Origin of the sequence: Protofrankia sp. Cas3 (genome assembly GCF_963555955.1) — a bacterium.
In the GTDB taxonomy this organism is placed as follows: Bacteria; Actinomycetota; Actinomycetes; order Frankiales; family Frankiaceae; genus Protofrankia.
The window spans coordinates 1-24,689 of the sequence record NZ_CAUVXP010000015.1; the positions used below are offsets into that span (position 1 = coordinate 1).

26 protein-coding genes, 1 tRNA gene and 1 pseudogene are annotated in these 24,689 nt (G+C 66.2%); 22 read left to right on the forward strand and 6 right to left on the reverse strand.

What is annotated here, in order from left to right; translation table 11 throughout:
- Positions 1-844, reverse strand: a pseudogene (locus U9983_RS04860) (YncE family protein); the annotation flags it as partial.
- Between the two features lie 330 nt (positions 845-1,174).
- Here U9983_RS04860 and U9983_RS04865 point away from each other — a divergent pair.
- From U9983_RS04865 to U9983_RS04875, 3 genes are all read left to right on the forward strand, one after another.
- The gene (locus U9983_RS04865) at positions 1,175-1,441 is read left to right on the forward strand and encodes a SemiSWEET family sugar transporter (protein WP_322752868.1); all 267 of its coding nucleotides are present in this window, start codon (positions 1,175-1,177) and stop codon (positions 1,439-1,441) included.
- 183 nt (positions 1,442-1,624) lie between these two features.
- Complete coding sequence (locus U9983_RS04870) at positions 1,625-2,329, forward strand: exonuclease domain-containing protein (protein ID WP_322752869.1); 705 nt, start codon at positions 1,625-1,627, stop codon at positions 2,327-2,329.
- 250 nt (positions 2,330-2,579) lie between these two features.
- Positions 2,580-2,726 carry a hypothetical protein gene (locus tag U9983_RS04875; RefSeq protein ID WP_322752870.1) on the forward strand — a complete coding sequence of 49 codons (147 nt, stop codon included), beginning with the start codon at positions 2,580-2,582 and terminating at the stop codon, positions 2,724-2,726.
- 9 nt (positions 2,727-2,735) lie between these two features.
- Here U9983_RS04875 and U9983_RS04880 read toward each other — a convergent pair whose 3' ends face one another.
- Positions 2,736-3,467, reverse strand: coding sequence for a GAP family protein (locus U9983_RS04880; RefSeq protein WP_322752871.1), 732 nt, complete (start codon positions 3,465-3,467; stop codon positions 2,736-2,738).
- A 726-nt stretch (positions 3,468-4,193) separates the two neighbouring features.
- Between U9983_RS04880 and U9983_RS04885 the strand changes: the two genes are divergently transcribed.
- A complete protein-coding gene (locus U9983_RS04885) occupies positions 4,194-4,430 on the forward strand; it encodes a DUF397 domain-containing protein (RefSeq protein WP_322750160.1) in 237 nt (78 codons plus the stop codon).
- A gap of 85 nt (positions 4,431-4,515) precedes the next feature.
- Here the strand turns inward: U9983_RS04885 and U9983_RS04890 are convergent, their stop codons facing one another.
- On the reverse strand, positions 4,516-5,382 hold the full coding sequence (locus tag U9983_RS04890; RefSeq protein WP_322750159.1) for a helix-turn-helix transcriptional regulator: 867 nt from the start codon (positions 5,380-5,382) through the stop codon (positions 4,516-4,518).
- A gap of 694 nt (positions 5,383-6,076) precedes the next feature.
- On the opposite strand from U9983_RS04890, the gene U9983_RS04895 reads away from it, so the two are divergent.
- A complete protein-coding gene (locus U9983_RS04895; RefSeq protein ID WP_322752872.1) occupies positions 6,077-6,562 on the forward strand; it encodes a hypothetical protein in 486 nt (161 codons plus the stop codon).
- A 59-nt stretch (positions 6,563-6,621) separates the two neighbouring features.
- Here the strand turns inward: U9983_RS04895 and U9983_RS04900 are convergent, their stop codons facing one another.
- Positions 6,622-7,323: a DUF4232 domain-containing protein gene (locus U9983_RS04900; protein WP_322752873.1), complete on the reverse strand. Its 702-nt coding sequence runs from the start codon at positions 7,321-7,323 to the stop codon at positions 6,622-6,624.
- A gap of 203 nt (positions 7,324-7,526) precedes the next feature.
- Here U9983_RS04900 and U9983_RS04905 point away from each other — a divergent pair, with 203 nt between their 5' ends.
- The 3 genes from U9983_RS04905 (at position 7,527) to U9983_RS04915 (ending at position 10,314) form a co-directional block, all read left to right on the forward strand.
- The gene (locus U9983_RS04905; RefSeq protein ID WP_322752874.1) at positions 7,527-8,858 is read left to right on the forward strand and encodes a diacylglycerol/lipid kinase family protein; all 1,332 of its coding nucleotides are present in this window, start codon (positions 7,527-7,529) and stop codon (positions 8,856-8,858) included.
- A 59-nt stretch (positions 8,859-8,917) separates the two neighbouring features.
- Positions 8,918-9,844: a thioesterase family protein gene (locus tag U9983_RS04910; RefSeq protein ID WP_322752875.1), complete on the forward strand. Its 927-nt coding sequence runs from the start codon at positions 8,918-8,920 to the stop codon at positions 9,842-9,844.
- Positions 9,845-10,110: 266 nt separating this feature from the next.
- The gene (locus U9983_RS04915; RefSeq protein WP_239310293.1) at positions 10,111-10,314 is read left to right on the forward strand and encodes a cold-shock protein; all 204 of its coding nucleotides are present in this window, start codon (positions 10,111-10,113) and stop codon (positions 10,312-10,314) included.
- 215 nt (positions 10,315-10,529) lie between these two features.
- On the opposite strand, the gene U9983_RS04920 is transcribed toward U9983_RS04915, so the two are convergent.
- Entirely contained in the window at positions 10,530-12,038 is a 1,509-nt protein-coding gene (locus U9983_RS04920) for a peptide deformylase (protein ID WP_416211276.1), read from the reverse strand.
- A gap of 379 nt (positions 12,039-12,417) precedes the next feature.
- Between U9983_RS04920 and U9983_RS04925 the strand changes: the two genes are divergently transcribed.
- The 13 genes from U9983_RS04925 (at position 12,418) to U9983_RS04985 (ending at position 22,460) form a co-directional block, all read left to right on the forward strand.
- On the forward strand, positions 12,418-12,690 hold the full coding sequence (locus U9983_RS04925; RefSeq protein WP_322752877.1) for a hypothetical protein: 273 nt from the start codon (positions 12,418-12,420) through the stop codon (positions 12,688-12,690).
- A gap of 85 nt (positions 12,691-12,775) precedes the next feature.
- Positions 12,776-13,000, forward strand: coding sequence for a hypothetical protein (locus tag U9983_RS04930; protein ID WP_322752878.1), 225 nt, complete (start codon positions 12,776-12,778; stop codon positions 12,998-13,000).
- 413 nt (positions 13,001-13,413) lie between these two features.
- On the forward strand, positions 13,414-14,196 hold the full coding sequence (locus U9983_RS04935) for a hypothetical protein (protein WP_322752879.1): 783 nt from the start codon (positions 13,414-13,416) through the stop codon (positions 14,194-14,196).
- Positions 14,197-14,208: 12 nt separating this feature from the next.
- Positions 14,209-14,484, forward strand: a complete 276-nt coding sequence (locus U9983_RS04940; protein ID WP_322752880.1) for a hypothetical protein — start codon at positions 14,209-14,211, stop codon at positions 14,482-14,484.
- Positions 14,485-14,581: 97 nt separating this feature from the next.
- Positions 14,582-16,285 (forward strand): serine/threonine-protein kinase, encoded by a 1,704-nt coding sequence (locus tag U9983_RS04945; RefSeq protein ID WP_322752881.1) that lies wholly within the window; start codon positions 14,582-14,584, stop codon positions 16,283-16,285.
- 375 nt (positions 16,286-16,660) lie between these two features.
- Positions 16,661-17,065, forward strand: coding sequence for a DUF4232 domain-containing protein (locus tag U9983_RS04950; protein WP_322752882.1), 405 nt, complete (start codon positions 16,661-16,663; stop codon positions 17,063-17,065).
- Positions 17,066-17,722: 657 nt separating this feature from the next.
- Positions 17,723-18,265, forward strand: a complete 543-nt coding sequence (locus tag U9983_RS04955; protein ID WP_322752883.1) for a YbhB/YbcL family Raf kinase inhibitor-like protein — start codon at positions 17,723-17,725, stop codon at positions 18,263-18,265.
- A gap of 113 nt (positions 18,266-18,378) precedes the next feature.
- Positions 18,379-18,510 (forward strand): DLW-39 family protein, encoded by a 132-nt coding sequence (locus tag U9983_RS04960; RefSeq protein WP_322750450.1) that lies wholly within the window; start codon positions 18,379-18,381, stop codon positions 18,508-18,510.
- Positions 18,511-19,800: 1,290 nt separating this feature from the next.
- A tRNA-Ala gene (locus U9983_RS04965) sits at positions 19,801-19,873 on the forward strand.
- Positions 19,874-20,185: 312 nt separating this feature from the next.
- The gene (locus U9983_RS04970; RefSeq protein WP_416211274.1) at positions 20,186-20,389 is read left to right on the forward strand and encodes a hypothetical protein; all 204 of its coding nucleotides are present in this window, start codon (positions 20,186-20,188) and stop codon (positions 20,387-20,389) included.
- Positions 20,390-20,673: 284 nt separating this feature from the next.
- On the forward strand, positions 20,674-20,871 hold the full coding sequence (locus U9983_RS04975; protein WP_322752885.1) for a hypothetical protein: 198 nt from the start codon (positions 20,674-20,676) through the stop codon (positions 20,869-20,871).
- A gap of 857 nt (positions 20,872-21,728) precedes the next feature.
- Positions 21,729-22,160, forward strand: a complete 432-nt coding sequence (locus tag U9983_RS04980; protein ID WP_322752886.1) for a hypothetical protein — start codon at positions 21,729-21,731, stop codon at positions 22,158-22,160.
- Between the two features lie 84 nt (positions 22,161-22,244).
- Positions 22,245-22,460, forward strand: a complete 216-nt coding sequence (locus U9983_RS04985; RefSeq protein WP_322752887.1) for a hypothetical protein — start codon at positions 22,245-22,247, stop codon at positions 22,458-22,460.
- A 271-nt stretch (positions 22,461-22,731) separates the two neighbouring features.
- On the opposite strand, the gene U9983_RS04990 is transcribed toward U9983_RS04985, so the two are convergent.
- Positions 22,732-23,433, reverse strand: a complete 702-nt coding sequence (locus tag U9983_RS04990) for a DedA family protein (RefSeq protein WP_322752888.1) — start codon at positions 23,431-23,433, stop codon at positions 22,732-22,734.
- Positions 23,434-23,606: 173 nt separating this feature from the next.
- Between U9983_RS04990 and U9983_RS04995 the strand changes: the two genes are divergently transcribed.
- A complete protein-coding gene (locus U9983_RS04995) occupies positions 23,607-24,530 on the forward strand; it encodes an AEC family transporter (RefSeq protein ID WP_416211275.1) in 924 nt (307 codons plus the stop codon).
- The last annotated feature ends 159 nt before the right edge of the window (positions 24,531-24,689 follow it).

Here is a 24,689-nt window from a genome sequence, read left to right on the forward strand (position 1 = left end):
TCGGCAGAAATCCGATCGTGGTGAAGCGAACCGGATCCACGAGATGGAGACCATTGGTCATCATGTCGGCCACGTAGAGTACCTCTCCGCGCGGATCGATCTTGATGTCCTGCGGCATGCCCCCGACGGTCAGGTACCCGATGACAGCCGGCGCGCGAAGGTCGATCTTGACGAGCTTGCCGGAGAACTCGCAGGTGGCGACGAGGAACGAGTCGTCAGCGGCGAAGTCGACGTGGTCGACACCGGGACAGTCGACCTTCAACTGGGTCCGCAACTGCCAGGTGTGCGGGTCGTAGAAGTCCAGGCGTTCCAGCGCCTCGGCGACGACCACCGCGTATGTCCCGTCCGGGGTGAAGTACATGTTGTAGGGATCGGCAACGGGAATATTCGACCCTTTGATCTTCCCGGTGGTCGGATCGATCGGGGTCAGACTGTTTCCGGCGTTGTTGGTGACGTACAGGGTTGACAGATCCCAGGATGGGACGATGTGCTGAGGACGGGCACCGGTCACGTAGTGGTCGATCACCGTGAAAGTCGCCGGATCGATCACATCAACGGTATTACTGTCACTGTTCGGAACATAGACGAGGGTCCTGGCATTGCGGACGGCTGGGCTGAACTGGTTTGCCCCGTCGAACGCGTATAGGTTCCGCGGTGACACCGGCGGGGTTTCGACCGGCGACGGCGCTGCGGTGGCCGGGGACGCCGTGCCCGGGGACGCGATGGACCCGAGCGCCGCCGGGACATCCCGCGCCGACGTGCGTGGCTGAACGGACGGCCTGGACGAAGCCGCACCGCTGCCACATGCAGCCAACAGGGGAGCGCACACGGCGGTGAGCAACACGAGGCGAGACAACCGCTGTGATCGATTCCCGCGAGATATGTGCACAGATCTGCTCCGAGTCCCGACGGGCGACAACAACACCGAAGGGTAACAGTATGCACACCGCCTGAATGCGGATGGCAGTGGGGGCGCGGGGTGGATCCGATCGATCACGGACACCTCCGATCGGGTCACGATCAATCCGCGTCACCGTGAACACAGAAAGCGATCGTATAATTACAACTATTGATGTCTGCACTGATGAGAGATAACTCCCTGTGAACAGGTTGTTCCCCGATGTCTCGCCACCCAAGTCTGAAATATCCTCGGATCGACGAGAAAGAGGTGCGGATGACCATCCTGGGCCTGTTGGCCGGCGCCCTGACGACCGGGTGCTGGTTGCCGCAGCTGTTCCGGTCCTGGCGGACCCGCTCCGTCCGGGACATCTCCTGGATCTATCTCGGAATCCTCGGGCTCGGCGTGAGTCTGTGGCTGGGCTACGGTCTCCTCAACGGCGACATGGCGCTCGTCATCGCAAATGCGGCGACTGCCGGTGCCATCGCCATCCTCGCCGGCCTGAAAGCCTCGTTCGACCGCGAATCCGGGGAAGCAGCCTGACCGAAAGATCTAAAATGGACTCGACCACCGGGTGGGTACCGCCGCCACCTATGGATGTACCGGACCCGGATCCCCGACCTGCCGACCTGCCGACCTGCCGACCGCCATCCACAGTGTAAGAATTGTCTCTCTCATGTGCATATGGGTGCGGTCCCGGCGCAGCGGTCCGGCAAGATCCGTTCTGTGACAACCATCGTGGTCCCGGGCCGTGAGTTCGCCGCCGTGTTTCCGCACCGGTACGCCGTGGTGGACGTCGAAACCTCGGGCTTGTCACCGCGTGTACACCGAGTGCTGTCGGTCGCCGTTGTCCACGTTGCCACGGACGGCACCGTCGAAGGCAGCTGGTCGACCCTGCTCGATCCGGGTTGCGACCCCGGACCGATCCATATTCACGGACTCACCCGCGAACGACTCGCCGGCAGCCCGACGTTCGACCAGATCGTCGATCCGTTGGTGTCCATGCTTGCCGGGCGGGTGTTCGTCGCCCACAACGCGACGTTCGACTGGCAGATGATCTCAGCCGAGGCTCAGCGGCTCGACCTGCGCCTACCGATCGATCGGCGACTGTGCACGCGGGTTCTCGCGCGCCAGCTCAACCTCGAACTGCCCGACCTGAAACTGGCGACCCTCGCGGCCCACTGGGGCGTTCCCCAACGTCGGGCCCATGAGGCCGACGACGACGCCTCGGTACTCGCCACACTGCTGCCTGAACTTCTGCGCCTCGCCGCCAACCGGGGCGCGGACCTGCCGCTGGTGACATGCGACGCCGAGGCACCGGCACCGGCACCGGCACCGGCACCCGATATCGGACGGTGGGCAGCACGTCCGGCACGTCTCCTTCGGCCTGAACTCCCGAAGAACAGCGCGACGGAGACCACCGGCACGTAACCCACGTTCTCCGACACACCCTCCGTCCTTCTATTTCGGGTTGACACGCCCGCCGCACCAATCCGCGGGAAATACCATCCCGCGACGGATTCGTTCTCATACGCGAAAGCAACTCGGGTCATTGACCGGGATGTTTCTGCGGTGTTGGCTGGCCGGTATTCCCAACCGACCCGACGCCGGGAGGAGATGTCACGAGGATGCCTCCTGCCGCCTGGCCCGGAATATCGGGCATGGCCGTAAAGGAGACGTCATGAGAATCGTCCGACAGCTGGTGACGGCGGCGACGGGGGCTGTGGCGCTGGCCATTGCCGCAGTGTCGTCCGCGACCGGAAAAACCTACGGCGAGTGGTCCGCAGCCTGGTGGAAATATGCCGTTCCACCTATTCCATGCCATTGAACCTCCGACTCAGTCCACCAGGGTCGTGACCCCACTGATGAGGACGTACACGCCACCAGCGGCGGCAAGCAGGATGACCAGATCCCGCCCGTGCCGGTGCATCCAGCCGTTGTACGCAGCGAGAATCGCCCCGGTGTGTCGCGGCGCGGTCAGTCGCAATATTATCGGCAATTCCACCATCTGGAGCACCAACACACCGCACAGCACCAGGAGCAGCGCGGTGGCCGAATCGCTCATGTCGGTGTTCGCGAGGTCTCTGATCGCGCTGACATAGAGCAGGGACGGCAGATATGTGACCACCCCCAACAGATACACACGACCGAGTCCCGGATGACGCCCGGGTACAGCATTCGCCCCATCGGGCTTGTCAGTCTGATCCGGCCCAGCAGGCTTGTCCGCCGGGCTGGACGCATCAGCCGCGTCTGGCCCGTCCGCAGCGTCGGGCCCGTCCGCAGCGGCCGGCTTTCGCCGTCGGGCCAGAAAGACCGCCACGACCAGCAGTCCCACCCCGAGGAACACCTGAATGCCGCCGCTCGGCGTGGGATGCTTCCGCTCGGTCAACCCGGAGCCGCGCAGGGTGAGCAGGATCGCCACACCCGCTACGAAGGTGACGGTCGCGGTGCCGGCAAGGTAGGCGTACGCATGCCGCATCGAGGCTGGTTCGCCGAGATAGCGCAGAACAATGGCCAGTCCCAGCGGATAAATGCCGGCGGCGAGCGCCAGTGGCAGCGCACTACTCACCACGACGTCCCTTCACGGACCCCTCGATATCGGGCGCACCTGCGCTGAACGGGTCCGCCAAGCGTTCCATGGCCACCGTATGGTCCCGCTGTTCATACGGCTTCGCCCGAACCAGGTGACGCAGCGTCCACGGGTGGGTCACCCGCGCGGCCGGACCACCGCGCGGCCGGACCGGGCCGACGATCATCTCGATGTTCGACGAGGCCGCGGCGTTCTGGCGTGGCCGGCCGCGCCTACCGCCAGGCGCTGCCCGAGCAGACGGGCAACGGATCCGTTCCCTGTAGTTATCAAATAACTTCACTACGTAGCATTATATATGCTTTTCGCAATTATTGCATACAGTTCGTCATTATTTTACTTCCTAAAGTAATTCGTACGGTTCCGATGCACGTGCGGATGCCCGTGCTATATCCTGCGCACGAAGTACGTGCATTTGCACGGTCTAAGGCTCCTGCGAAGCGGGAGGGGGTGGGCTCTGCCGTCGGTCCGTTCACGCGCCCGGAGACGGGACGGGACTCGAGTCCGCGCGGGTGCGAGCGCGGGTGCGGCGAGCCGCACGGGAACACGGCACGGCACGGCACGGACTCGCAAGCCCCGTCCGTCAGCGAAAACACAATTATGACCTTTATTTATCACCAAAATGGCAAAACAACACAAAAAGCCAATGGCGACACAATTATGACCTTCTCGTGTCGCCGACGGCTCGTAAAATCGAGGGAGACCACCGTGCACGAGATCTACAACGGAATGTCCGCGACCGCTCTGCCGCAGGTCACCTGGCAGAAGAGCCGGCGGAGCAACTCGCAGGGAAACTGCGTGGAGATGGCCCGACTGTCAGCGGACTCCGTCGCGGTCCGCAACTCCAGGCATCCGGAAGGTCCCGCACTGATCTACACCCGCGCCGAGATCGAGGCGCTCATCCTCGGGGCCAAGGACGGTGACTTTGACAACCTGTTCCAGTAGAAACCTCGGATGAACCCGAGGCAGCCAGGGCGCTTCGCGCCTCCTGGGGCGCGAAGAACCGCACGGTCGTGCTGCCCACCGTGCCTCAGGTCTGGCTGAGGATCCGGCTGAGGACCTCAGCGGTGCTGGCCGGAGGCAAGCTGTCGAGACAGAGGCGGTTCATGGCCTCCAGGTAACGGTCGACGTCCTCGCGCTTGTCCAGATAGACGGCACCGCCGAGCTGCTCCAGGTAAACGACATCCGACATATCCTCTTCGGGAAAACGCAGGATACTGAACGCGCCGCCTTCAGCGGCATGAACGCCGAAGAGGAACGGCATGATCTGAAAAGTGAGGTTCGGCCGCTCCGTGAGCGTCGTGAGGTACTCGAGCTGAGCACGCATCACCTTGGGCCCACCTATCGGCCGCCGTAGTGCGGCCTCATCCACGACCACCCATAACCGAGGATGATCTGGCCGCATCAGCAGTCTCTGTCGATTCATCCGTACACTGATCCGACGCTCGACGGCCTTGGCCGGCATCCCCTTATAACCCTGAGTAATAATGGCGCGGGCGTAGTCCTCGGTCTGGAGCAGGCCCGGAATGAACTGGACCTCGTAGGTGCGGATCAGAGCCGCGGCCTCCTCCAGCCCGATGTAGGACTGGAACCAACCTGGTAGGACATCGGTGTAGCTGTGCCACCACCCAGGTTGGTTGGCCTCACGGACCAGCGATAACAACGGCGCCCGTTCAGCCTCGTCGGTGACACCGTAGAAGGTCAACAGATCAGCCACGTCGCGTTCCTTGAAGCTGACCCGTCCCAACTCCAGGCGGCTGATCTTCGATTCAGACGCCCGGATGCTGTATCCCGCATCCTCGCGGCTGATGCCCCGGTCCTCACGTAGCCGGCGGAGCTGGGAACCAAGGAGGATCCGACGCACAGTCGGACCACCTCCGGACTCAGCGGTCGTCACGATCAGTCCCCCTCAACATCGGTCAGGGCAAGAGTATGCCATCCGATCTTCCATCGCCCCACAGACGCCCACGCCACATGCACGTGCACCCGGACCTTGCATTTGCACACTACGAGCGCCATGATGTGCAAGCACCCTCACTCACGCCGCGAAAGTGGGGATCCCGGGAGGCCGTGATGATAACCCACGGCGTCCGCCTCACCTACTTCGCGATGGCGACGGCTCGCAGGGGGGAAGCGTCGGCGAGGCGGGGCTTCAGACAGACAGCGGATGGTCAGGTAACGACTACTCGTTGTCGAAGTTCCGGCGGCGTGATTGCAGGGGTGCGTCGTATGAACCGGTTCGTAAACTTGGTGGTCAGGCACATGATGGGCGCGCAGATGTGGTTATCGGTCGTCGATGCCACGGAACAGCTCACCGTCATCTGGAACGCGGCTGACCGGCGGGCGCTTGCCGGCCCGGCTAACGGGCCGGTTTCCGACGGTGCCAACGGTGTAACCGGCCGGGCGCGGGGGGCCAAGGGGGTCGCAATGCGATCCCCTTGGAGTACAGCGCAGGCTCATCCGCGCATCCACCCCACTGCTGACGACACCCCCGGAGGGGGGCTGTGGTGATAGGCAACAACGCCAACGGCGCAGATACCGAGCGTGCGAATGCCGGCCGCACGGATATCGACCGCGCGGATAGCGACCGTGTGACTCAGTTGCCGATCGATGTCCATGTGCTGATGTGGCGCGCGGACGGGTCGGTTCTGCTGGGCTGTTCCGGCGAGCCGGATTCACCGTGGCGGCTGCCATGGGGCGAGTTACACGGGCATGAACCGGCGATAGAGGCCGTGCTTCGAATCGCCGACGACACGGTGTCGGTGATGGCGATGGCAGCGCATGTGTGGCTCGCGCACGTGGCGCATCACCATTACGGCGATACCGGTGAACGGGTGGGGTTGTTCTTCCGGTTGACCCACTGGCGCGGCATGCCAGCGCCAGGCCGGGACCAGCGGGCGGGCCGCCTTCAGTGGCACCATCTGGACGCCCTGCCGGAGTCGCTCGCCGCCCTGGACCGGGAGGCGCTGGCCCGATGGCAGGACAATGACATGTATTCGGAGCTGGGGTGGAATCCCCAACGGATGGGTGCCGTCCCACGTCTGCGTGGCATCGCGGGTTTCCGGGCATCGTCGTAGGTAGTGGGTAGTGGGTAGTGGTCGGTCGTCGGTCGTCGGTCGTCGGTCGTAACTGTCGGTCAGTGCGACCGTGTTCCCGTGGTTCCGGCGACCACGGGATGCGCCTGGAATGCGTCACAGATGGCTACCTGGCGATCAACGTGCCGACCGCCACCCTGGTTCGGCGGGATGATCACAAAACTCGCGTACGGCAAGCATGCGTCCTTGGCATCGGATGTGCCCGCGGAACGAACGGCTGTCCATTCGACCCCGAACGACGCGCTGTGCTGTGGCTGAAGGACAACTGTTCCCGGTGGGCCCACCCTGAACAGGCTGCCGCCTTCGGACCGGGCGGCGGACCGCTCCTGGCGGCCTTCGCTGTTCAACGCGACCACGGACGGATAGCCGATCAACGAACACGGCCGGTCTGCGATGTCGGTGAGGACAACGACGAACCCCTGACGTTCAGCGGACGCGGCGCCTGTCATCGGACCGGCATCAAGCCGTAGCTCGGACTCGCCACACACCGGCGGTGACCCGGGTGCGGGAGTCAGCTGGCCGCCGGGCACGGGCGACGGGCGGGGGGATGAGCCCTGGTCACTGCCGGTCTGCGCCCTGATACCCGCCTCCGCGCCGAGCGGAGCCTGGATCTTCGTCGGCGTTGCGTCAGCTGCCGGCGCGGCACCACCGGAACTGCATGCGCCAGCACCGGCGCCGAGGACCACCAGCCCGGCTCCGATCGCGATGAACCGGCTCGCACGGGTCCGGGGTCTTTTCACCATAAGGCAGAAGTCTCGCACCAGTCGTCCATCCACCGGCTGCGGCCCATGACCGGCCGCAGCCGGGTCACCGGCCATGCCACGCCTTCGCAGTGGTAACGGTCACACCACGGGGTAAGGAACAGTTCACCCGGCCGGTGTCCTGACAGCGGCCACCAGTCACAACGGACACCAGTCACAACGGACACCAGTCGCAACGGAGTGGCATGGCCCATGAGCATTCGGAGGTCGCCCGGCCCTCGTTGTCACGGCGAGCCGCGGCGACAGCGGCGTTGCTGTGCTTCGCGGCCGCCATGGTCGTCGGGATCTGGAGCCTGGTGGACGATCCAGGCACACTGCTGATCGTCATCCCGGCATTCGTGATCACCGGACTCGCCGTCGGAAGTGCGCTGGTCAACCGCGGCCTGCGCCGCCTCCTGGGGACCGCTGTCGCGGCTGTCGCGCTCGTCGTGCTGGTCCTGGCCCTTGACGTCGCCGGCATCACCACCGCGATCATCGTCATCATTCTGATCGCCGCATCCGGAGCTGCGACCCGGACCGCGTTCGGGCGTCACCGCCCGTCCGGGGTCGCTGTGGGACCTGCCCGCCATGGCGTCCTCATCGTGAACCCGCGCTCGGGCGGGGGTGCCGCCGAACGTCACCACCTGGTCGACGAGGCGCGGCAGCGCGGCATCGCGACCATCACGCTCACACCGGGCGACGACCTACGCGCGCTCGCCGAAGACGCCGTCGCAGGCGGAGCAGACGTGATCGGAATGGCCGGCGGTGACGGATCGCAGGCCCTTGTCGCCGATGTCGCCCGCAGGCACGATGTCGCATTCGTCTGCATCCCGGCCGGCACCCGAAACCACTTCGCCGCCGACCTCGGCCTTGATCGCAGCGACGTCGCCGGGGCACTGGAGGGCTTCATCACCGCCGTGGAACGACGAATCGATCTCGGTGAGGTCGATGGTCGGGTGTTCGTCAACAACGCCTCGCTGGGCATTTATGCCGAGATCGTGCAGTCCGACGACTACCGCAACTCCAAGATCGGCACGGCGACCGAGATGCTTCCGGATCTGCTGGGCCCGCGGGCCACCCCACCGGATCTGCGCTTCACCGGCCCGGACGGTGAACTCACACCGACGGCGGACGTCCTGCTCGTGTCGAACAACGCCTACCAGTTGCGCAGTCTCGGCGGGCTGGGCACCCGGCCGAAGCTCGATGGCGGGGAACTCGGGGTCGTCACCGTGCTCGTCGACCGTGCCCACGACGTGCCGGCCCTGATGGCGCTCGAGTCAGCCGGAGCGCTGGAACGCTTCCGGGGATTCCACCGGTGGACGACCCCGACGCTGCGGGTGGATTCCACCGGTCCGGTGAACATCGGCATTGACGGCGAGGCCATGCAACTGGACCCTCCGCTGGAGTTCCGCTGCCTGCCGGTGGCTCTGCGGGTGCGGGTACCACCGCATGCGCCCGGCGTCCCGCCGACCCGGCCGGGCATGCTGGGAACACTGCCCGCGCTGGTGCGCATCGTCGCCGGACATTCGCCGCGATAGTCGCCCGGCGCCCATCGCGCACAGAGCGGCCGTAGGGGGCAACCTGCGAGCATGGGGACATGAGCACCGGGTTCAGGATGGATATGGACGGCGCCGACCGGACCGCCGGAGGGACATCCGGAGGCACCACGCATGACCTGCGCGGGCTTCTCGGGTTTCTCGGGCTGAGCGTCGATGCCGAGGCCGGCGGCGGCAGCCTCGTGGTCGGCCCGCACCTGCTCAACTCCGGCAGGACGTTGTGGGGCGGTTGTGGGCTGGCCGCGGCGATCGCGGTCACCGAGAGCATCCTCGATCGGGGCTGTGTGTGGGCGACCGTCCAGTACGTCTCTCCCATCCAGGCCGGGGCGTGTCTCAATCTTCAGCTCGAGGTGGGCCAGCACGGGCGGAACCTGTCCCAGGTCGCGGTACGCGGCATGATCAACGGCCGGCTCGCCCTGCTGGCCACGGGCACCTTCGGCGGCTCGACGGATGGCAGCTCGACGGATGGCGGCCCGACAGTGGACGGCGGTGTGCAGTTCGCCGATCCACCGGATGACGTGCCAGGCCCGCCGGACTGCCCGCCGCGGACCCACACCAGCAGCGGCCGCAGCGTGGCCGAGGCGGGGGGCATGCTCGCCCGGATCGAACAGCGTTGGGCCCGCCCGCCACGGTCAACGCTCGATGGCAGCCCGGGTTCGGGCCGCGCCATCCTGTGGGCCCGGCTGAATCAGCCCATGGCGACCTCGACGGCGTCGGTCGCGATCCTCGCGGATCTGGCGCCGGCCGCTGTCATCGATGCGGTGGGCCGACCCGTCTACACCCTCAGCCTGGACAACAGTCTGCGGGTCGGGCGCTTGGCCCAGACGGACTGGATGCTGGTGGACGCCCAGGTCGAGGCCGTGATCGGCGGCGTAGCCCAGGTCAGCGCCAGGATATTCGACGAAAACGGACAACTGATCACAACGGCGGATCAATCAGCCAAACTGCTCCCGCCTCGAACATCCTGAGCCGTCCAGTTAATTGATCATGCTCATGATCCGCACCGCCTGTCGGGGAGTTCACCTGTTGCGCACCCTCACCCCGCGCATCCTCGTGAAGCCTGGTACGTTGGCTGTGTTGCAGTTGGAGCTTCCTCGAACGCTCAAACGCCCCGGAGTCTGACAGCGGGCGTTTTTCGTTTCTCCGGTCTTTTCCGGTAGTGGGACGGTCCCACCGCGGCAACCTGGTATTCGCAGTGGGCGGGCTTGGTCCAGCCCCACGAAGGAGACGACACATGGCTCAGGGCACCGTGAAGTGGTTCAACGGCGAGAAGGGATTCGGGTTTATCGCCCAGGACGGCGGCGGTCCCGACGTGTTCGTCCACTACTCCGCCATCGACAGCGCAGGCTACCGCAGCCTGGAAGAGAACCAGCGCGTCGAGTTCGAGGTGACGCAGGGCCAGAAGGGTCCGCAGGCCGAGCACGTCCGCCCGGTCTGACCCGTTCGGTGTGGAGCGCCCGCCGTCGGCGGGTGCTCCACACCGGTACGTCCTACAAAGCTTGGCATTTCCTCAACGTCCGACCGCTTTGGCCATAGCCTTTGGCGGTCGTTCTTTGCGTGCAGGAGCATCGCCGGCGGAAGATCATAGCCGGCGCACGGCGACGGACGCGGCATGACCGTAACGACGCTTCCTGGCCGTGGAGCGTGTGCCTGTTACTGGTTGTAGGTCCAGGCTGATCCCGTACCCCGGTACTGCTCCACCGGGATCGGCCCGACACCCGGCCGCATCCGGTCGGTGTAGAGATGGCCGCACAGATGGTCGATCTCATGTGCGACAAGCCGGGCGAGACCCCGGTCGAAGACGGTGATGTGCCGAGTCCCATCGATATCGGTATGTTCGACGTGGATCGTCAGCGGGCGAGGTACCAGGCCCCGGACGTCGAAGAAACTCAGGCATCCCTCGTACTGTTCGTCGCTGTCCGGGGACTCCTCGACGATCCGGGGATTGAGCAGGGTGACTGTCTCCCCGTTCGGAGCTCGGACGATCGCGGCGGCACGGTTGATCCCGATCTGGGGTGCCGCGATCCCCATCCCCTTACCGAAGGTATGCAGGGCGGCGACACGGGCGATGGCCGAGACCAGTTCCGCGATGACGCGGCGGGCATCCTCGTCCTCCATAGGAAGATCGAATGAGCGGGCCGGGTGTCGTAGGATCTCGGCATCGTCCTGGACGATCCCGACCGACGCCATCTGACTGCTCGGGCTCATGGACTCGTTCGGGACGGGGGCTGCGGTGCGGAAGTTCCACTCCAGCCGGTAGCGGGTGTGCAGCGGCGGATGGTGCGTCTCCCAGGAGAAGATCCGCCGGTCACCGGTACCCTCCCGCCGGATCGCGGTTCGGAACGGAAACGCGTCGGCTGTCGTGGACGTCTCCATTCCCCACACCACCGGATCAAGGTCGGCGGGGAAGTCGAGGCTGACCGACAGATGCCGGGTAGGCGTGCGCACGGCACGTTGGAACCACTGCCCCCACTTGTCCTCACGGACCTGGTAGGCGTACTCGATGGTCGCGGTGTCCCCGGGGTAGAGCGGAAACCGACGGCGGACGTTCTCGAACAGCAGCCAGACTTCCTTGAGAGCGTCCCAGTCGGTCTTCACCGTCCAGGACATCTCCTCCCCGTCGCATCGGGCCGCCAGACGCAGGAAATCCCAACGCAGCGGGTTCGCCCGGTACAGCCGCGCGGACCGTTCCGGGTCGCCCGGATACCGGTCGACGGAGATCCGCATGAGGTAGCGGGTGACCGGTTCGGACCCGACGTTAGTGATCCGGCGGCGCTGCTGCGGGTAGTAGACCCCGCCGTCGTAACGCAGTTCGGCGAAGTCCTCCTCAACCACCAGACCGCCGGTGCCGACGTCCCGGCCGGGTGAGGTCTCCGGTTCCGCCGGGTCGATGGTCTGCGGGTGCGCGGCGCCCGCTGGTGTGTCGGCTTCCCAGGGGCGCGGGGCGAGCCGTAGGAACGCGCCGGGAATGCGAAGGCCGTCGGCGATCCGCTCGATGACCTCCAGGGATTGGATCCGTTCCTCGCCGCGGACGATCCGGCTGATCCGCGGCTGGCTGAAGCCGTCGATCGGCGAGGCGATCCGGTCCTGGCTGGCGTGGTCCCACTTACGCATCAGCAGGAAGGCGGCGGCAAAATCGTGAGCGTAGAGGGCGGCGCGCATGTCGTCCCGGACCAGCAAGGCGGGCGAGACCGTGTAGGGGGGAGCGGGTTCTCGCACCGGTCCTCCGCCGTCTCAGGGGTAGCCGCATGGCTGACCGCAGCCGCGTGCACATGCCGGCACGCTGAGCGTAGCGCGGCCATGCCGCCCCGGTATATCCGCTTGTGCGGCAGGGCTTCCGCAGCGGCCGGCGATCGTTCGGCAACCGGTCGGCTGCCCTCATCGGGCTTCGGCACCCATGCCGTGACTCCATGCCACCTCGGCGTTCCGCGGCCGCCCTGTTGACCGTCAGGCTTGTTGTCAGCCGGCCCCGCCTCGTGTCGAACGGTCTCCGCAGGGCCGGGCCGGCGCCCAACAACCGACGGGATCGGGACAGAACGGGATGGCGGACGACGAAGCCGAGCACTACGTGGTGACGATCCGGCCAATGGCATCTCCGGCTGAGTTGATCCGGATGTGGGCGTCGCTGCCGGACGATGTGCGGTTTACCGAGGCGTTCGGGGATGTGGAATTCATCTCGATCTTCCAGCGGCCCGCCGAAGCCGGACCGGTAACCGAGATGAGCGACGAAGCAAATGATCTTTCGTCGGGCTTCCGGAGGATCCCACCCGTCCGGGGCCCGCTGGATGACCCCGAAGCTGGTCCTCTGCTGTAGCCTGAGCCGGTTTGACGCTCTCCAGACCGTTGGTGGCAGCCAACAGCGCGGCGCCTGACGAGCCATGGCGAGGGATACCGGTGCGATGATCGAGTTCACGATGGGCACCACCCCATGTGACGACCCTCCCCCCGACCAGGCGTGGTTCTGGACATCAGCCTGGCAGGCCGGCGAACGTAAGGCCGACGAGGACATCGTGACGGGCCGCACGACCGCCTTCCGCAGCCTGGAAGAATTCGACGCCTACGCCCGTGAAATCGTCGCGGACGGCGACGAACACCTTCCCGCAGCGCCTGATCACAGCGCCTGATCGCCACCGCTGGTCAGCAGGACCCACTTGGTCGAGGGTTCGGCGAATGTCCCACTGGTGGTGGCAGGCATCATGGGCATTGTTGTGGGCGACCTCAGCCGGGTCTTGCCTCCCACGTCCCGCGTGCATCAGGACGACGTGGCCGCTCCCCATAGAGGGTCTTGCCCCATATGTCCACAAACCAAGTGTCACGCATCGTAGTCAACGTGTCCCGACGCCGAGGCCGGCGTGAAACCGCAGCAGCCGCGCCTTGGGCTCGCCCAGGACCGCCGGTAAGCACTCCGTGCCCTGCTCCCACGGTTGTACGTGATGTCGACTGCCGGTACGACTGCCCGAAAGGCTGCCCCTGAGCGCTCGCCAGCGCCTATGGCGGCACGGTTTACTCCAAGGCGGGATTGGTAGGAGGACTCCGCATGCGATATGTGGACCCCGAGTTCGCCCCAACGGTGCGGGCTCAGGCCCGGCCGTCCAAGGTGTCCCCGGCACCAGTTGGCGGCCTCGGCCTGCTGGCGTTGCAGAGCACTGTGGGCAACCGCGCGATGACAAGCCTCCTGACAACCCTGCAGCCCCAGGTTCAGCGCCAGTGGTCATCGTCCTCCTCGGATGAAGACCGTGGCCAGAACACCGGCCAGGACGCCGCCCAGAACGGCGAGCAGGACGGTGGCCAGGACGTGGACCGCGATATCCATGACGCCGGAGCGATCGCGGGTGTCGACACCCAGCCCGATGACGCGGGTGCGGATACCGGCTCGGGTGAGGAGCGGGCGGCGGCCCCGCCCTCCGGCCAGATCGACGTTCGGGCCACCAAGATCCGAGGGCTGGCCGGACTGCCGGTCTACCACCTGTTCGTGATCTATATCGACGCCTCCGGAACCCCTTATTTCTTCCGGGGCGGACCGAGCGGCCGGGGTGGTCCGGGCGGATACGGCGCCATCAAATGCGATCATGGCCCGTACACACCGGGCACCATCGACTGGGAGCCCGGTGCCCCGTCGACGACGGTCATGGCGGGCCCGGCCGCGCACGGGAAGGACGCCTCTTTCACCAGGGAGCTGAGCCGGATCGACGCGGCGGCGATTCCGTACCAGCCGACCGGACCGAACAGCAACTCCGTCGCGCGTACGATCCTCAACAAGAGTGGTGTGCCCGAGAACAAGCCAGTGATGATCGCCCCTGGATGGGGCCAGATTCTTTGACGGAGCACCCCGATGGCCGGAATCCGGTGGAAGCGACTGAAGACCGCTGCCGATGTACGCACTCGGCTGCTGGAAGCCCTTCCGCTGGGAAGCGACTCGTCGGCCATCCGGAGTTTCGCCGCCGCGCAGCATGTGGAGTGTTCGGAGGCAGTCGGCGGCGTCATCCGGTGCTCGGCACCCGCGCGGGGGCGGTGGCCGCTCATTTCGGCGAAATGGCTGATCGAATTCCACCTGGAGGGTGACCGGCTCGCCGGCATCGCAGTCCGAGAGGGGCTCACCGGACCCTGATCAGCTGCCGCACCCAGAATCATGCACACTGTCAGAATCGGACCTGGTTCCGGCCCGCATCTCAACGGACACCGGCACCGAACCAGGCAGGGGGACGATGAACAACACGCCGCGGGGAGCCGATCGCACCCGTATAGACCGGCCCGTGCCACCCCCGGGCGCACCCGGCGGGTCGGAACCGGCATGGGGGGCGGTGTTCACGCCGCTAGCCCCGCAGGACCCCCGCGAGATCAGCGGATACCTGCTGCGGGCCCGGATCGGCGAGGGCGGCATGGGCGCCGTCTATCTGACCTACACCCCCGGCGGCCGGCCGGTCGCACTCAAGATCGCCCGACCGGAGTTCGCCGCCGATCCAGAGTTCCGCCGCCGTTTCGAAAAAGAGGTGGCGATCGCTCAACGGGTGCAGGGCCTGTACACCGCGCCGGTCATCGACTGCGACCCCCATGCCCCGCAACCGTGGCTGGCCACCGCCTACGTCGCCGCACCCTCCCTCGCCGCCAGCGTCGCCCGCCAGGGCCCGCTGCCGGCGGAGACCGTCCTGGTGCTGCTCGCCGGGGTCGCGGAGGCATTGCAGTCCATCCACGCCGCTGGCGTGATCCACCGCGATCTCAAACCGGGAAACGTCATCCTCGCCGCTGACGGCCCCCGCGTCATCGACTTCGGTATCTCCCGGGCGGTCGAGAACTCCTCGGCGGCACTCACCCAGACCGGGGTACGGATCGGGACACCCGCGTTCATGGCCCCCGAACAAGTCCGCGGAAAATCCCTCAACACATCCGGGGACATCTTCTCGCTCGGTTCCACGGCTTACTACGCGATCACCGGCGAGTTGCCGTTCGGCGGGGACGCCGCCGTCTTCCACCGTATCGTGTACGAACAGCCCGACTGGGACCGCTGCCCGGAGCAGGTCCGCAGCGTCCTCGAACGCTGCGTGGACAAGGACCCGGCGGGCCGCCCCACCCCCGCGGCACTCATCGAGTTGTGCCGGGCAGCGTCCACCGACGAGCGGCTCCGTATCGGCGAAGGCTGGCTACCCCCCACCGTGACCGCGGACCTCACCCGCTACAGCCTCACCCCACCAAAACCGCCCCCGCCGTTACAGCAGACCAAAGCGGAGCACCCTCGGCCTCCAGCGCCCGCACCGTGGTCGCCCGACCCGCCCCGCCCCCCAGACCGCAAAGGGTCACCCTGGCTCATCGTCGGGCTCGGCGCCGCGGCACTCACACTCGTAGCCGTGATCGTGTTCCTCGCGACCCTCGGCAACACGCCGTCGGAGCAGGCGAGTCACAGCGGCGCCACGACGGGCACGGCCACCGGAAACACGGCCACCAACAATCGTTCAGCCACCACTCGGAGTGGGACTGACACGGGGCCTGCTTCCAACAAGCCCACGGCGACAGCCGTTACGAGCGGGCCAGCGACTGAACATACCGACCGGATGCTGTCTGTGCCCGCGACGCTGGTCGGCCGTTGGGAGGGTGTGGTCAGCCAACCCGGCGGCCATCCCGACAAGTACCCGACCAGGCTGGAGCTCCGAAACGGCCGGATAGGGGAGGTCGTCGGCTCCGTCACCTATCCGACCTTCCCGTGCGGTGGTTCACTGACCTTGATTGTGGGCGGCGACGAGACCCGAGTACAGGAGAAGATCATCGACGGCGGATCGCGATGCGCGGACAACGGAGAGATCCGGCTGTACCCGCAGTCTGACGGCACATTGCGCTGGGAGTATTACTACAGTCCCGGGAACTTTTCCGTTGACACCTCGCACCCCGCGGCCACCGCCATGTTGAGCAGATATTAACGATCACTCGTTGCTACTGTGGCAGTGTGAAACCTGTCAAACTCGATTTGGTGGGTAGCACGGGCGACGTGGGTCGGTGTCGGCGACGCCGGTGTACGACATAGTGGCGGAACACGCGCGTTCCATCCGAAACCGCGCACCTGCCCTGGGGGCTACATGCATCGACACCTCGATCGGGTGCCGCGCCGGAAAGTACTGCTGCTCGTGCTACCGCTCGTTGCCGCGTCCTGCAGTGGCTCGGCCGGTGCCGTGCATTCGGCGGCCACTCCGTCATCGGCAGTCTCCGCCGGATCGACGTCTGTCTCCCCCGGATCGACGCCGTCGACGGCAACCAACGGCCAGGCTGCCATACCTGCGGAGATCACGCGGTGCACCATGGCGGGCCTCACCGTCACGTTGGGCACGGTCACGACCGTCGCCGCGTCACAACGCCAGATCCCCGTGACGTTCACGAACCGGTCGGCGACCCGATGCAGCATGTACGGATTCCCGGGCGCGCAGCTGCTGTCCGCGAACGGAGCCACGTATGACATCCCGCGATCCCCGCTCGTCAGCAGCACGAGGATCGTTCTCGCACCGGGCGCGAACGCGCACGCGACGCTGACCTACCTCGCCGATGACACGGCCAACAGCTCCGATTTTGCCGCGACGCGCCTCGGCATCACGCCACCCGATGAGCGCAGTTCCACCGTGTTGCCGTGGACATACGGACCGATCGTCAACCAGGAAGGCGCGACGCATCCCGGCACCTACATCATGGCCCTCACGCCCGGAGCGTAAGCGCGTACCTGTCCCGAAGGCATGCGCGAGGGCCTGCGCGGGCGGCAACGGCGATGGACGCCTTCCCCTGCCCGGACGTCGCCCCGGCGTGTCGGAGGCAACTCACCCACCTGCGGACCCAAGGCCCTACCTTGCGCTTGCGCCACTGCGCCGAGGGGAAGCGCCCCGGTGGGAAACCACCAACACGGGGGGAGTCGGTAGTCACCCCACCGGGACGCTCCCAGGGTAGCGGGCCGGAGGCCCGCGCGTCCCACTTGGCACCCAAAAACCCGCAACGAGCCCGAGTTTTTCTGCGGGCGCCCACCACGCACCACCGTGCCCGTAAGGTCCTTTTCAGGAACCTATTTATGATCATTTATCGGCATCGGGGCGCGGTGTCGAGTGCGGCGACGCCGCCAATCCCTTCAAAGTTAGGTTAACGTAACGTAACTTTCCAGGTGACACGCGTCGTGGCTGCGTGTGGATGGGCAACACCGCCTGGGACCCGACGGACCCGACGGACCCGGTGAGCCACGTCGCGCCGAGGTTGTATTAGAAATGCCGTGCCGGACACGTAACAGTCGTGTCACAACAGAAGTCGTGTCCCAACAGATGCGACAGCACGACAGATGTCACAGCACGACGGTAATCACCTGACAATGGAAATGAGGCTGGCTGATGTCTCTGCTCGATCGCGGCACGTCCCCGGACCCCTTCGATACTCTCCCCCCCGCGCCGTTGTTCACCCTCACCAGTGACGACGTCGCCGACGGTGCCACGCTCCCGCTGACGGCTGTCCACACCAGCGCAGGCGGGCAGAACCTCTCGCCGCACCTTGCGTGGACGGGTTTCCCGCCGGGGACGCAGAGCTTCGTTGTCACCTGTTTCGACCCGGACGCACCGACGGGCAGCGGCTTCTGGCACTGGACGTTGGTCGACATTCCAGCCTCGGTCACCGAACTGCCGCACGGAGTGGCCAGCGGTGACCTTTCCGGCCTACCCGTGGGCTCCTTCCACGTCCGCAATGATTATGGAACAGTCGATTTCGGTGGCGCCTCACCTCCGGAGGGTGACCGTCCACATCGGTACGTCTTTGCCGTCCATGCGGTCGACGTCCCCTCGCTCGGGATCCCCGACTCCGTCTCACCGGCGGTGGTCGGGGGCAACCTGACGTTCCACACCCTCGCCCGCGGGGTCCTTCGGGCCACCTACCAGCGCTGACCTTTTCCCGGCGCCTGTTGAGAATCGAGTAGCCGCGACCGCCCACAGCTGCCCACAACGGGTCGCACCAGGCGGGTGGGCAAGCATCGCCCGACGCGGGTAGGTTGGCCTACATGATTCGCAAGCTCGTAGTTCTCGCAGTTGTCGCCGGCGCCGGCGCCGTGGCGACGGTCGTGCGCCGTCGGCGGGGTAAGGACGAAGTCGACCTCTGGCACGAGGCGACCACGGCCATCAACCTGAACTGACGTCCCGCCCGCAGGGCTGTCCTGTCAGGCCGTGTGTTCCTCTCTCAGCTCTGAGGTATCGGTCACCCCTGTGATCGTGTGATCCCCGGTGGATGGTTCAGGTTCGACCTCTGACCATCCACCGGGGACCCTGTGCGCCTGTGCGCCTGTCGGCGGTGAACGACCCGCCGGCCCGCTGTGATGCCTGGCCGGTTCCGGCTGCGTGGAGTCTCCGGTAGACCCGCATGCCCTGATCGTTAAAGATCTTCAATCCTGAGCTCCCATGCCCTTTTCCGAGGGCTTAACCCGCCAGTAGTGGGGTTGTGGTTGAGTTCCCTTTGGCATCCTATGTGTCTCATTACCGTTTGTGTCTAAGTTGTAGGCGAAGCGTTGTGAGAGCTGGCTGTCGGACGGGGACGCCCGGGATCGGTCCGGGCGCCTGGAAGGTGGCTCCGGGCATGAAGGGGACGGATGACAAGCGACAGCGGCGTGCCCGTCGGCGAATCACGGCACCTGATCGGCGCCAGCGGGTCGGATGACGACACTCCTCGGCCTCGCGAGGTTGCCGTGGGTGCTGGTTTGGGCGGATTCGTAGCTATAGTTCTGCTCGTTGTGTCGGCTGTGCTCTCGGGCGGCGGACAGCATGAAACGACCGTGGTCCGTCCAGGCACGTCGGGTGACGGGCCGGCCAGCGCGGCGACGACGTCACCCGGCATCGTGGGTCCTTCCGGGCAGGACGCGCGGGACGCACAGGACGGGGTGACCACCGCTTCGGCTGCGGCGACGGCTGCTCCCAGGCGGCCGCCGGCAGCATCGGGCAACAACCCGCGGCTGGTGGCTGCCGGTACCACGTCCGTGCTTGACCCGGTCGGAGCGTCAGCGGCTCCGGGCGGTGTTGGTCCGCCCACCGGCGATCCGGCGGGGCCTGTGGCCGCGGCGTCAACCTGGCCATCCACCGCCGCACCGGCGAATGCGCCCAATCCGGCGGCTTCGCCTTCAGCCGGCCAGGAGTCCGCCTCGACAGCCGGCACGGCCGAGCTGACGCGGGGTGGCGACTCGGCCAGCCCGCCGTCGCCGCAACCCGCACCGACGCCCTCCTGCCTGGAGGATGCGAATTTTGCCGGATCCCTCCTGAGGGCACTGGGGCTTGCATCCTGCAACTCCTGACACGACAGGCCACCGGGTAGGGACGGGGCGCGGGTTGTGCTCCGCGGAACACAACCCGCGCCCCGTGCGATCCTCATCCGTGACCGGCCCGCTACCGGCCCGCTACCGGCTGCGTGCCGTACTCTTAGGAGGGTTTCCCCTCGAGGGGACGTAGCTCAATTGGCAGAGCACTGCCTTTGCAAGGCAGGGGTTAGGGGTTCGATTCCCCTCGTCTCCACTCGCTCAATCATCCTGCTCGCCGACCGCCGTCGGCTTCGCCACCAGCCGTTATGCCTTCCCGGGGGACAACCCCCGGACCCCCGATGCGACCGCGGCGAGCGCGACCGCCGGGAGATTGTAGCCAACCGTGTAGCCAAGGCATGCTACCCGTCATTTTGATCTTTGCCTTGATCTTTGTCTTGGTCTTGGCCTTGGTCCGCCGCTGTGTTGTCACAGCCGCGGCGAAGCGGCCCTGCCGTATGAAGAGCCTGATCTGGGTCTGCGGTCGCGCGTGGGCAGGCTATCGTCAACGGTTGTGGACGAGCCGCCGATGTTCGTGGGGTCTTCCGACATCGCCGCCGTCCTCGGGGTGACTCGCCAGGCTGTCGACCACCGGATGCGGACCGATCCCCGTGCGCCTGCTCCTGTCGCGGTGGTCAACCGGACGGCGACCTGGGGCGGGACCAGGGTCTGGCGGCGTGCCGACATCGACCGTTGGCTCGGCGGTGCCGCCCCCGACCGTTGGACGGTGTAGCCCCGGGTCGACCCGATGAACGGCTGAGAACCATCCGACCGCGGGCCGCGATGACATACCAGCACGGTTCCCGGACAACCGAACCGGGGGGAATTGAACAGCACCGGGAAGATTATTCAAGTTGTCAGGTGGGCAAACCTTGCTCGATACGGTGCTGCGTGGGATGAAGGTTTGTGGCCCCTCGGAGCCGCCCGACGGGTGTAGTGTCTCGTGATTCCGCTAACTTTACTTCTTCCCGCCCGTTTTTCATCCCGGCCCGCCAAGTCGGGTAGGCCGCCGGCAAGGTGCCCGCTGTCGCGGGTCCTCTTCTTCACCTGCTGGGACAGCTGAATGGCGACCCGCTCGGCGGTGCGGTCGTAGGGGATGCGGACGAGCACAACGAACCGGCTGGTTCGGTCGACCAGCGTGGCGATCTGGCTCTTTCCGCCCTTGCCCACGATGAGGTCGGCTGGCCGGAGGTCGAGGCCGTCGGCGGATGGTGAAACCGGCAGAACAATCCCGAGATCGATCTGGTCCGTGATACGGCGGCGGTACCGGGGGCCGGTCCGGCCACCACGTTGCTTGCCGTCAGTCGGAACAGTGCCGAACGGCCGGCCGTTGCCGGGCTCTGTGTTCCGCGGAACGCACCGGTCGCCTGGCTGTCGTGGACGAGCCTGGCGAACACGGTGCAGATGTCGATCAGGTAGCAGAGGGCTCCCGCGAGTACCGCCCGGGGCCGGGAAGAGTTTCGATCTTCTGGAACATTGACGCCGATTTTGTCACAGTATGTTACTTTATATATATGTTTGTGATCGTGTGGCCGTAGGTTGCTGCGCAGAGTCCGGCGTTCCTGGCCCGCCAAGCGGTCAGGAACGGTTCGATCAGTGCCCAGCGGTCGTCGGAGAGGTCGCAGCGGTAGGTGGGTCGAGACTGCATACCGCGGCCCTACGGCAACTCCAGATCCTTAAAGGTGTACCCGGCCCATCGGCCAGATTTATCGCATGCAATGACATCTTAGGTAGAAAACGTCATCATAACGGCCAATTCCACCTACTGTCGGACGACATTCGGCCGAACGGTAGGTGGTTCCGGTCATCAGGATGGCCTTAACGACCTACGCACCCCGGCCCCACCACCCGGATTCTGTTCACCGGCGGCATCACATGGCAGCCGGTGAAGCCTCGTGGCCGGCACGAGGCTGCCACCCTGCTGCGGGATACGGCGGCGGTACCGGGGTCCGACTACCGGGCCAGCGGAGTTGCGTGGGGGTGCGGCCCGGAGCTGTGCCCGCGGGATTGAGGCCGCGCTCGCGGACAGCGGGATCAAGAACAGGCCGTGGGATGCGAAGGCGTGGGATGCGGTGTCGGCGCTGTTTCGGTCCTGGGACAGCTTCGTGGATCTGTGGAACGAACGCCGCCCGTCCGACAAGGATCCGGATGGCAAACCCGGCGACGACACCGCCGAGCAGGCGTGGTTCGACGCCCGGTTCCACGCCATCGTCACCGATCTTGTCGGTACTCCCACCGAACTCCTCGACCCCGATGGGGAGCTTTCCTGGCGGGCCCGCACCACACCTGTCATGACTTGGGGTACAGGTTGCCCCCACTGGAGTAATGTTTCCGTTGCCGCATGGCCTGGCTTGATGAGCAGCAAAGAAGTGGAGCGGGTATGGGGGATCCTGCCCTGCCACCCGCACTCCGTGATGTCGAAGAGATCGACGCCCTGCTCGACCAGTTCGCTACTCGCTCCAAAGCAAGCTGACGAGCACGCAAGCACGACACGAGACACGTAGAACGCGGGCCTCGTGCACTCTTGCTAGCGTCCTGCCCCGTCCGTAACGTGGCGGTCACGGCGATGAGTACCCGTGGAGGCGGCCGTGGCACAGGACAAGGGCCGCGAGAGGCGCAAACGAGAGCTCGGCGGACGCGGGCAGCAAGACGGCCGGGAAGCTGGACTGCGGACCTGCGACACCTGCCGCGGTACCGGCAAGGTACTCAAGGACACCTTGGAGCGTGACGAGGAAGGCGGCTTCACCGGCTCGAACGAAGTCGACTGCACCGTGTGCCAAGGGAAAGGGACGATCGGTGGCTGACGCGACCCCCGTTCTGGCAACGTTCGTCTCACTACGCTGTCCCGATCACCGCCGCGCCCGACGTCGGCCAGGTAATCCGCTCAAGGGCATCCGCGCGGCCGAGGACTGCGAACGGTGTCGGACCGTGTGGGCCGCTGGTTGCGGCCCTGATGCCATCCGGGACGAGGAACCCGGGCCGCCCGAACCTCTGCCGCCGGGCCGGTTCGACGGGCCTGGCTGACCCGATTTCCAACCGCAAGTCCGTCCTTGCGCAGCCCGCGGGTAGCCGGTGTCAGTCCCGATCGCCCAGCGGACGCGACTGTGGTGTGCGTCGAGGTGCGTCCGAGTTCTGGGCTGGCCGGTTTCCCCGGCGATGGGCCCGCAGCAGCTCGAAGGCGATCGGGATGACCGAGAGCAGCACGATCCCGATGAAGATTCCCTCCACGTTGTCCGCCACGAAGTGGACCTTGCCGAGGAAATATCCGATCAGTGTGACGCCACTACCCCACAGCAGCCCACCGATGATGTTGAAGGTGCTGAAGAGCCGGTAGTTCATGCCGCTGACGCCCGCGATGATCGGGGTGAACGTCCGGACGATCGGCACGAAACGGGCTAGAACGATCGAACGGGGTCCGTAGCGCTCGAAGAAGTCGCGGGCCTTCTCCACGTTCTCCTGTTTGAACAGCCGTGAGTCGGGACGCCGGAACAGGGTGGGGCCGACCTTGCGTCCGAACAGAAAACCGGTCTGGTCGCCGAGGATCGCGGCGATCGAGATCAGGAGACAGGCGAGCCACAGCGGAGTGGACAACGTGTGGTTGGACACAAGCAGACCGACTGTGAACAACAGCGAGTCGCCGGGCAGGAAGAACCCGACCAACAGGCCGGACTCGGCAAAAACGATCAATAGGACGACGATCAGACCCGCCTTGGCCAGATGCTGCGCATCCAGAAAGCTCGGGCCGAGCGCGAGGGTGTTCGAGGCGATCGTGGACACTGAAGCAGACACTGTGCTGGGCCTCCGGAGCGGCTCGGGACGCAAAGGCGGCTGGCGGCCGATTCGGTTCCCACCTCGACCGGGCACTCTTCGCAGACGGCAACGAGCGTATCCAGCAACGCCGGCGTGGCCGGATACGGCCCGCTGTGGGGTTCCGACCAACGCCTGACAGGATGCCGGACGTGTCCGCCCTACTCGTCCTGGTCGTTGGTCTGATGGCGGGCATCGTGGCGGGCAGCGCGGCACGACGGCGCGGCCAGATGGCCGATGACGCCCATCAGATGGTCACTTTCTGGGTCCTCGACGTCGCCCTTCCCGCCCTGGCGCTCCGCGTCTTACACAGCGTGGTGTTCCCAGCCAACCTACTGCTCATCATCGCCGGCCCGTACCTGCTGTTCGTCGTCGGCGCGACGCTGTTTCTCTGCATCGGCCGTGTCCTGCGCCTGCGCCGGGACGTCGTCGGTGCGCTGATCGTCACCGCCGCTGTGGCCAACACATCCTTCGTCGGCATACCGATGGTCACGGCCTTCTTCGGGGCGGACTCGGTACCGGTCGCGCTTCTCGTCGACCAGCTCGGCTCGTTCGTCATCGTCGGGACGGTGGTCATCGCGGTGGCGGCCACGGCCTCGGGGGCCGGTGTCACCCGAATGGAGATCGCCCGTCGGCTGTTCACGGCGCCCGCCCTGATCGCGCTGCTGACCGGGCTGATCCTGCGTCCGGTGGCGTTTCCGGGTTGGCTCACCGAGGCGTTGACGGCCCTCGGCGCGACGCTCACCCCGCTGGCGTTGTTCTCGATCGGCCTGCAGCTGCGCATCGGCGCGCTGCGAACCTGGCGCCGGGAGCTCGCGATCGGCCTGCTGGTCAAGCTCGTCATCGGCCCCGCCCTGGTGTTCGGGGCCTACGCTCTGACCGGCTCCCTGGACGACCACGGGGTGCAGGTGGCGCTGTTCGAGACCGCGATGCCGCCGATGGTCGCCGGAGCGATGATTGCCACCCGTTACGACCTGGCGACACCGCTGCCCAGTCTGATGGTCGGCGTCGGGGTGCCGGCATCCCTGCTCACGCTGCCCATCTGGTCCTGGATCCTGCAGGGCTGACGCCGCGCCGTCCCACTGGAGTGGATACCCGCAGGTCTGGCCTCCGAAGGATGTGAATCTGCTGCGATGGGAGCAGCACGAAAGTCACATCGTTGGGACGACCGCCGGCGCACGGGGTTGGGACGACTGCCGGCGTGGACATGACCACCTTGACCAAGC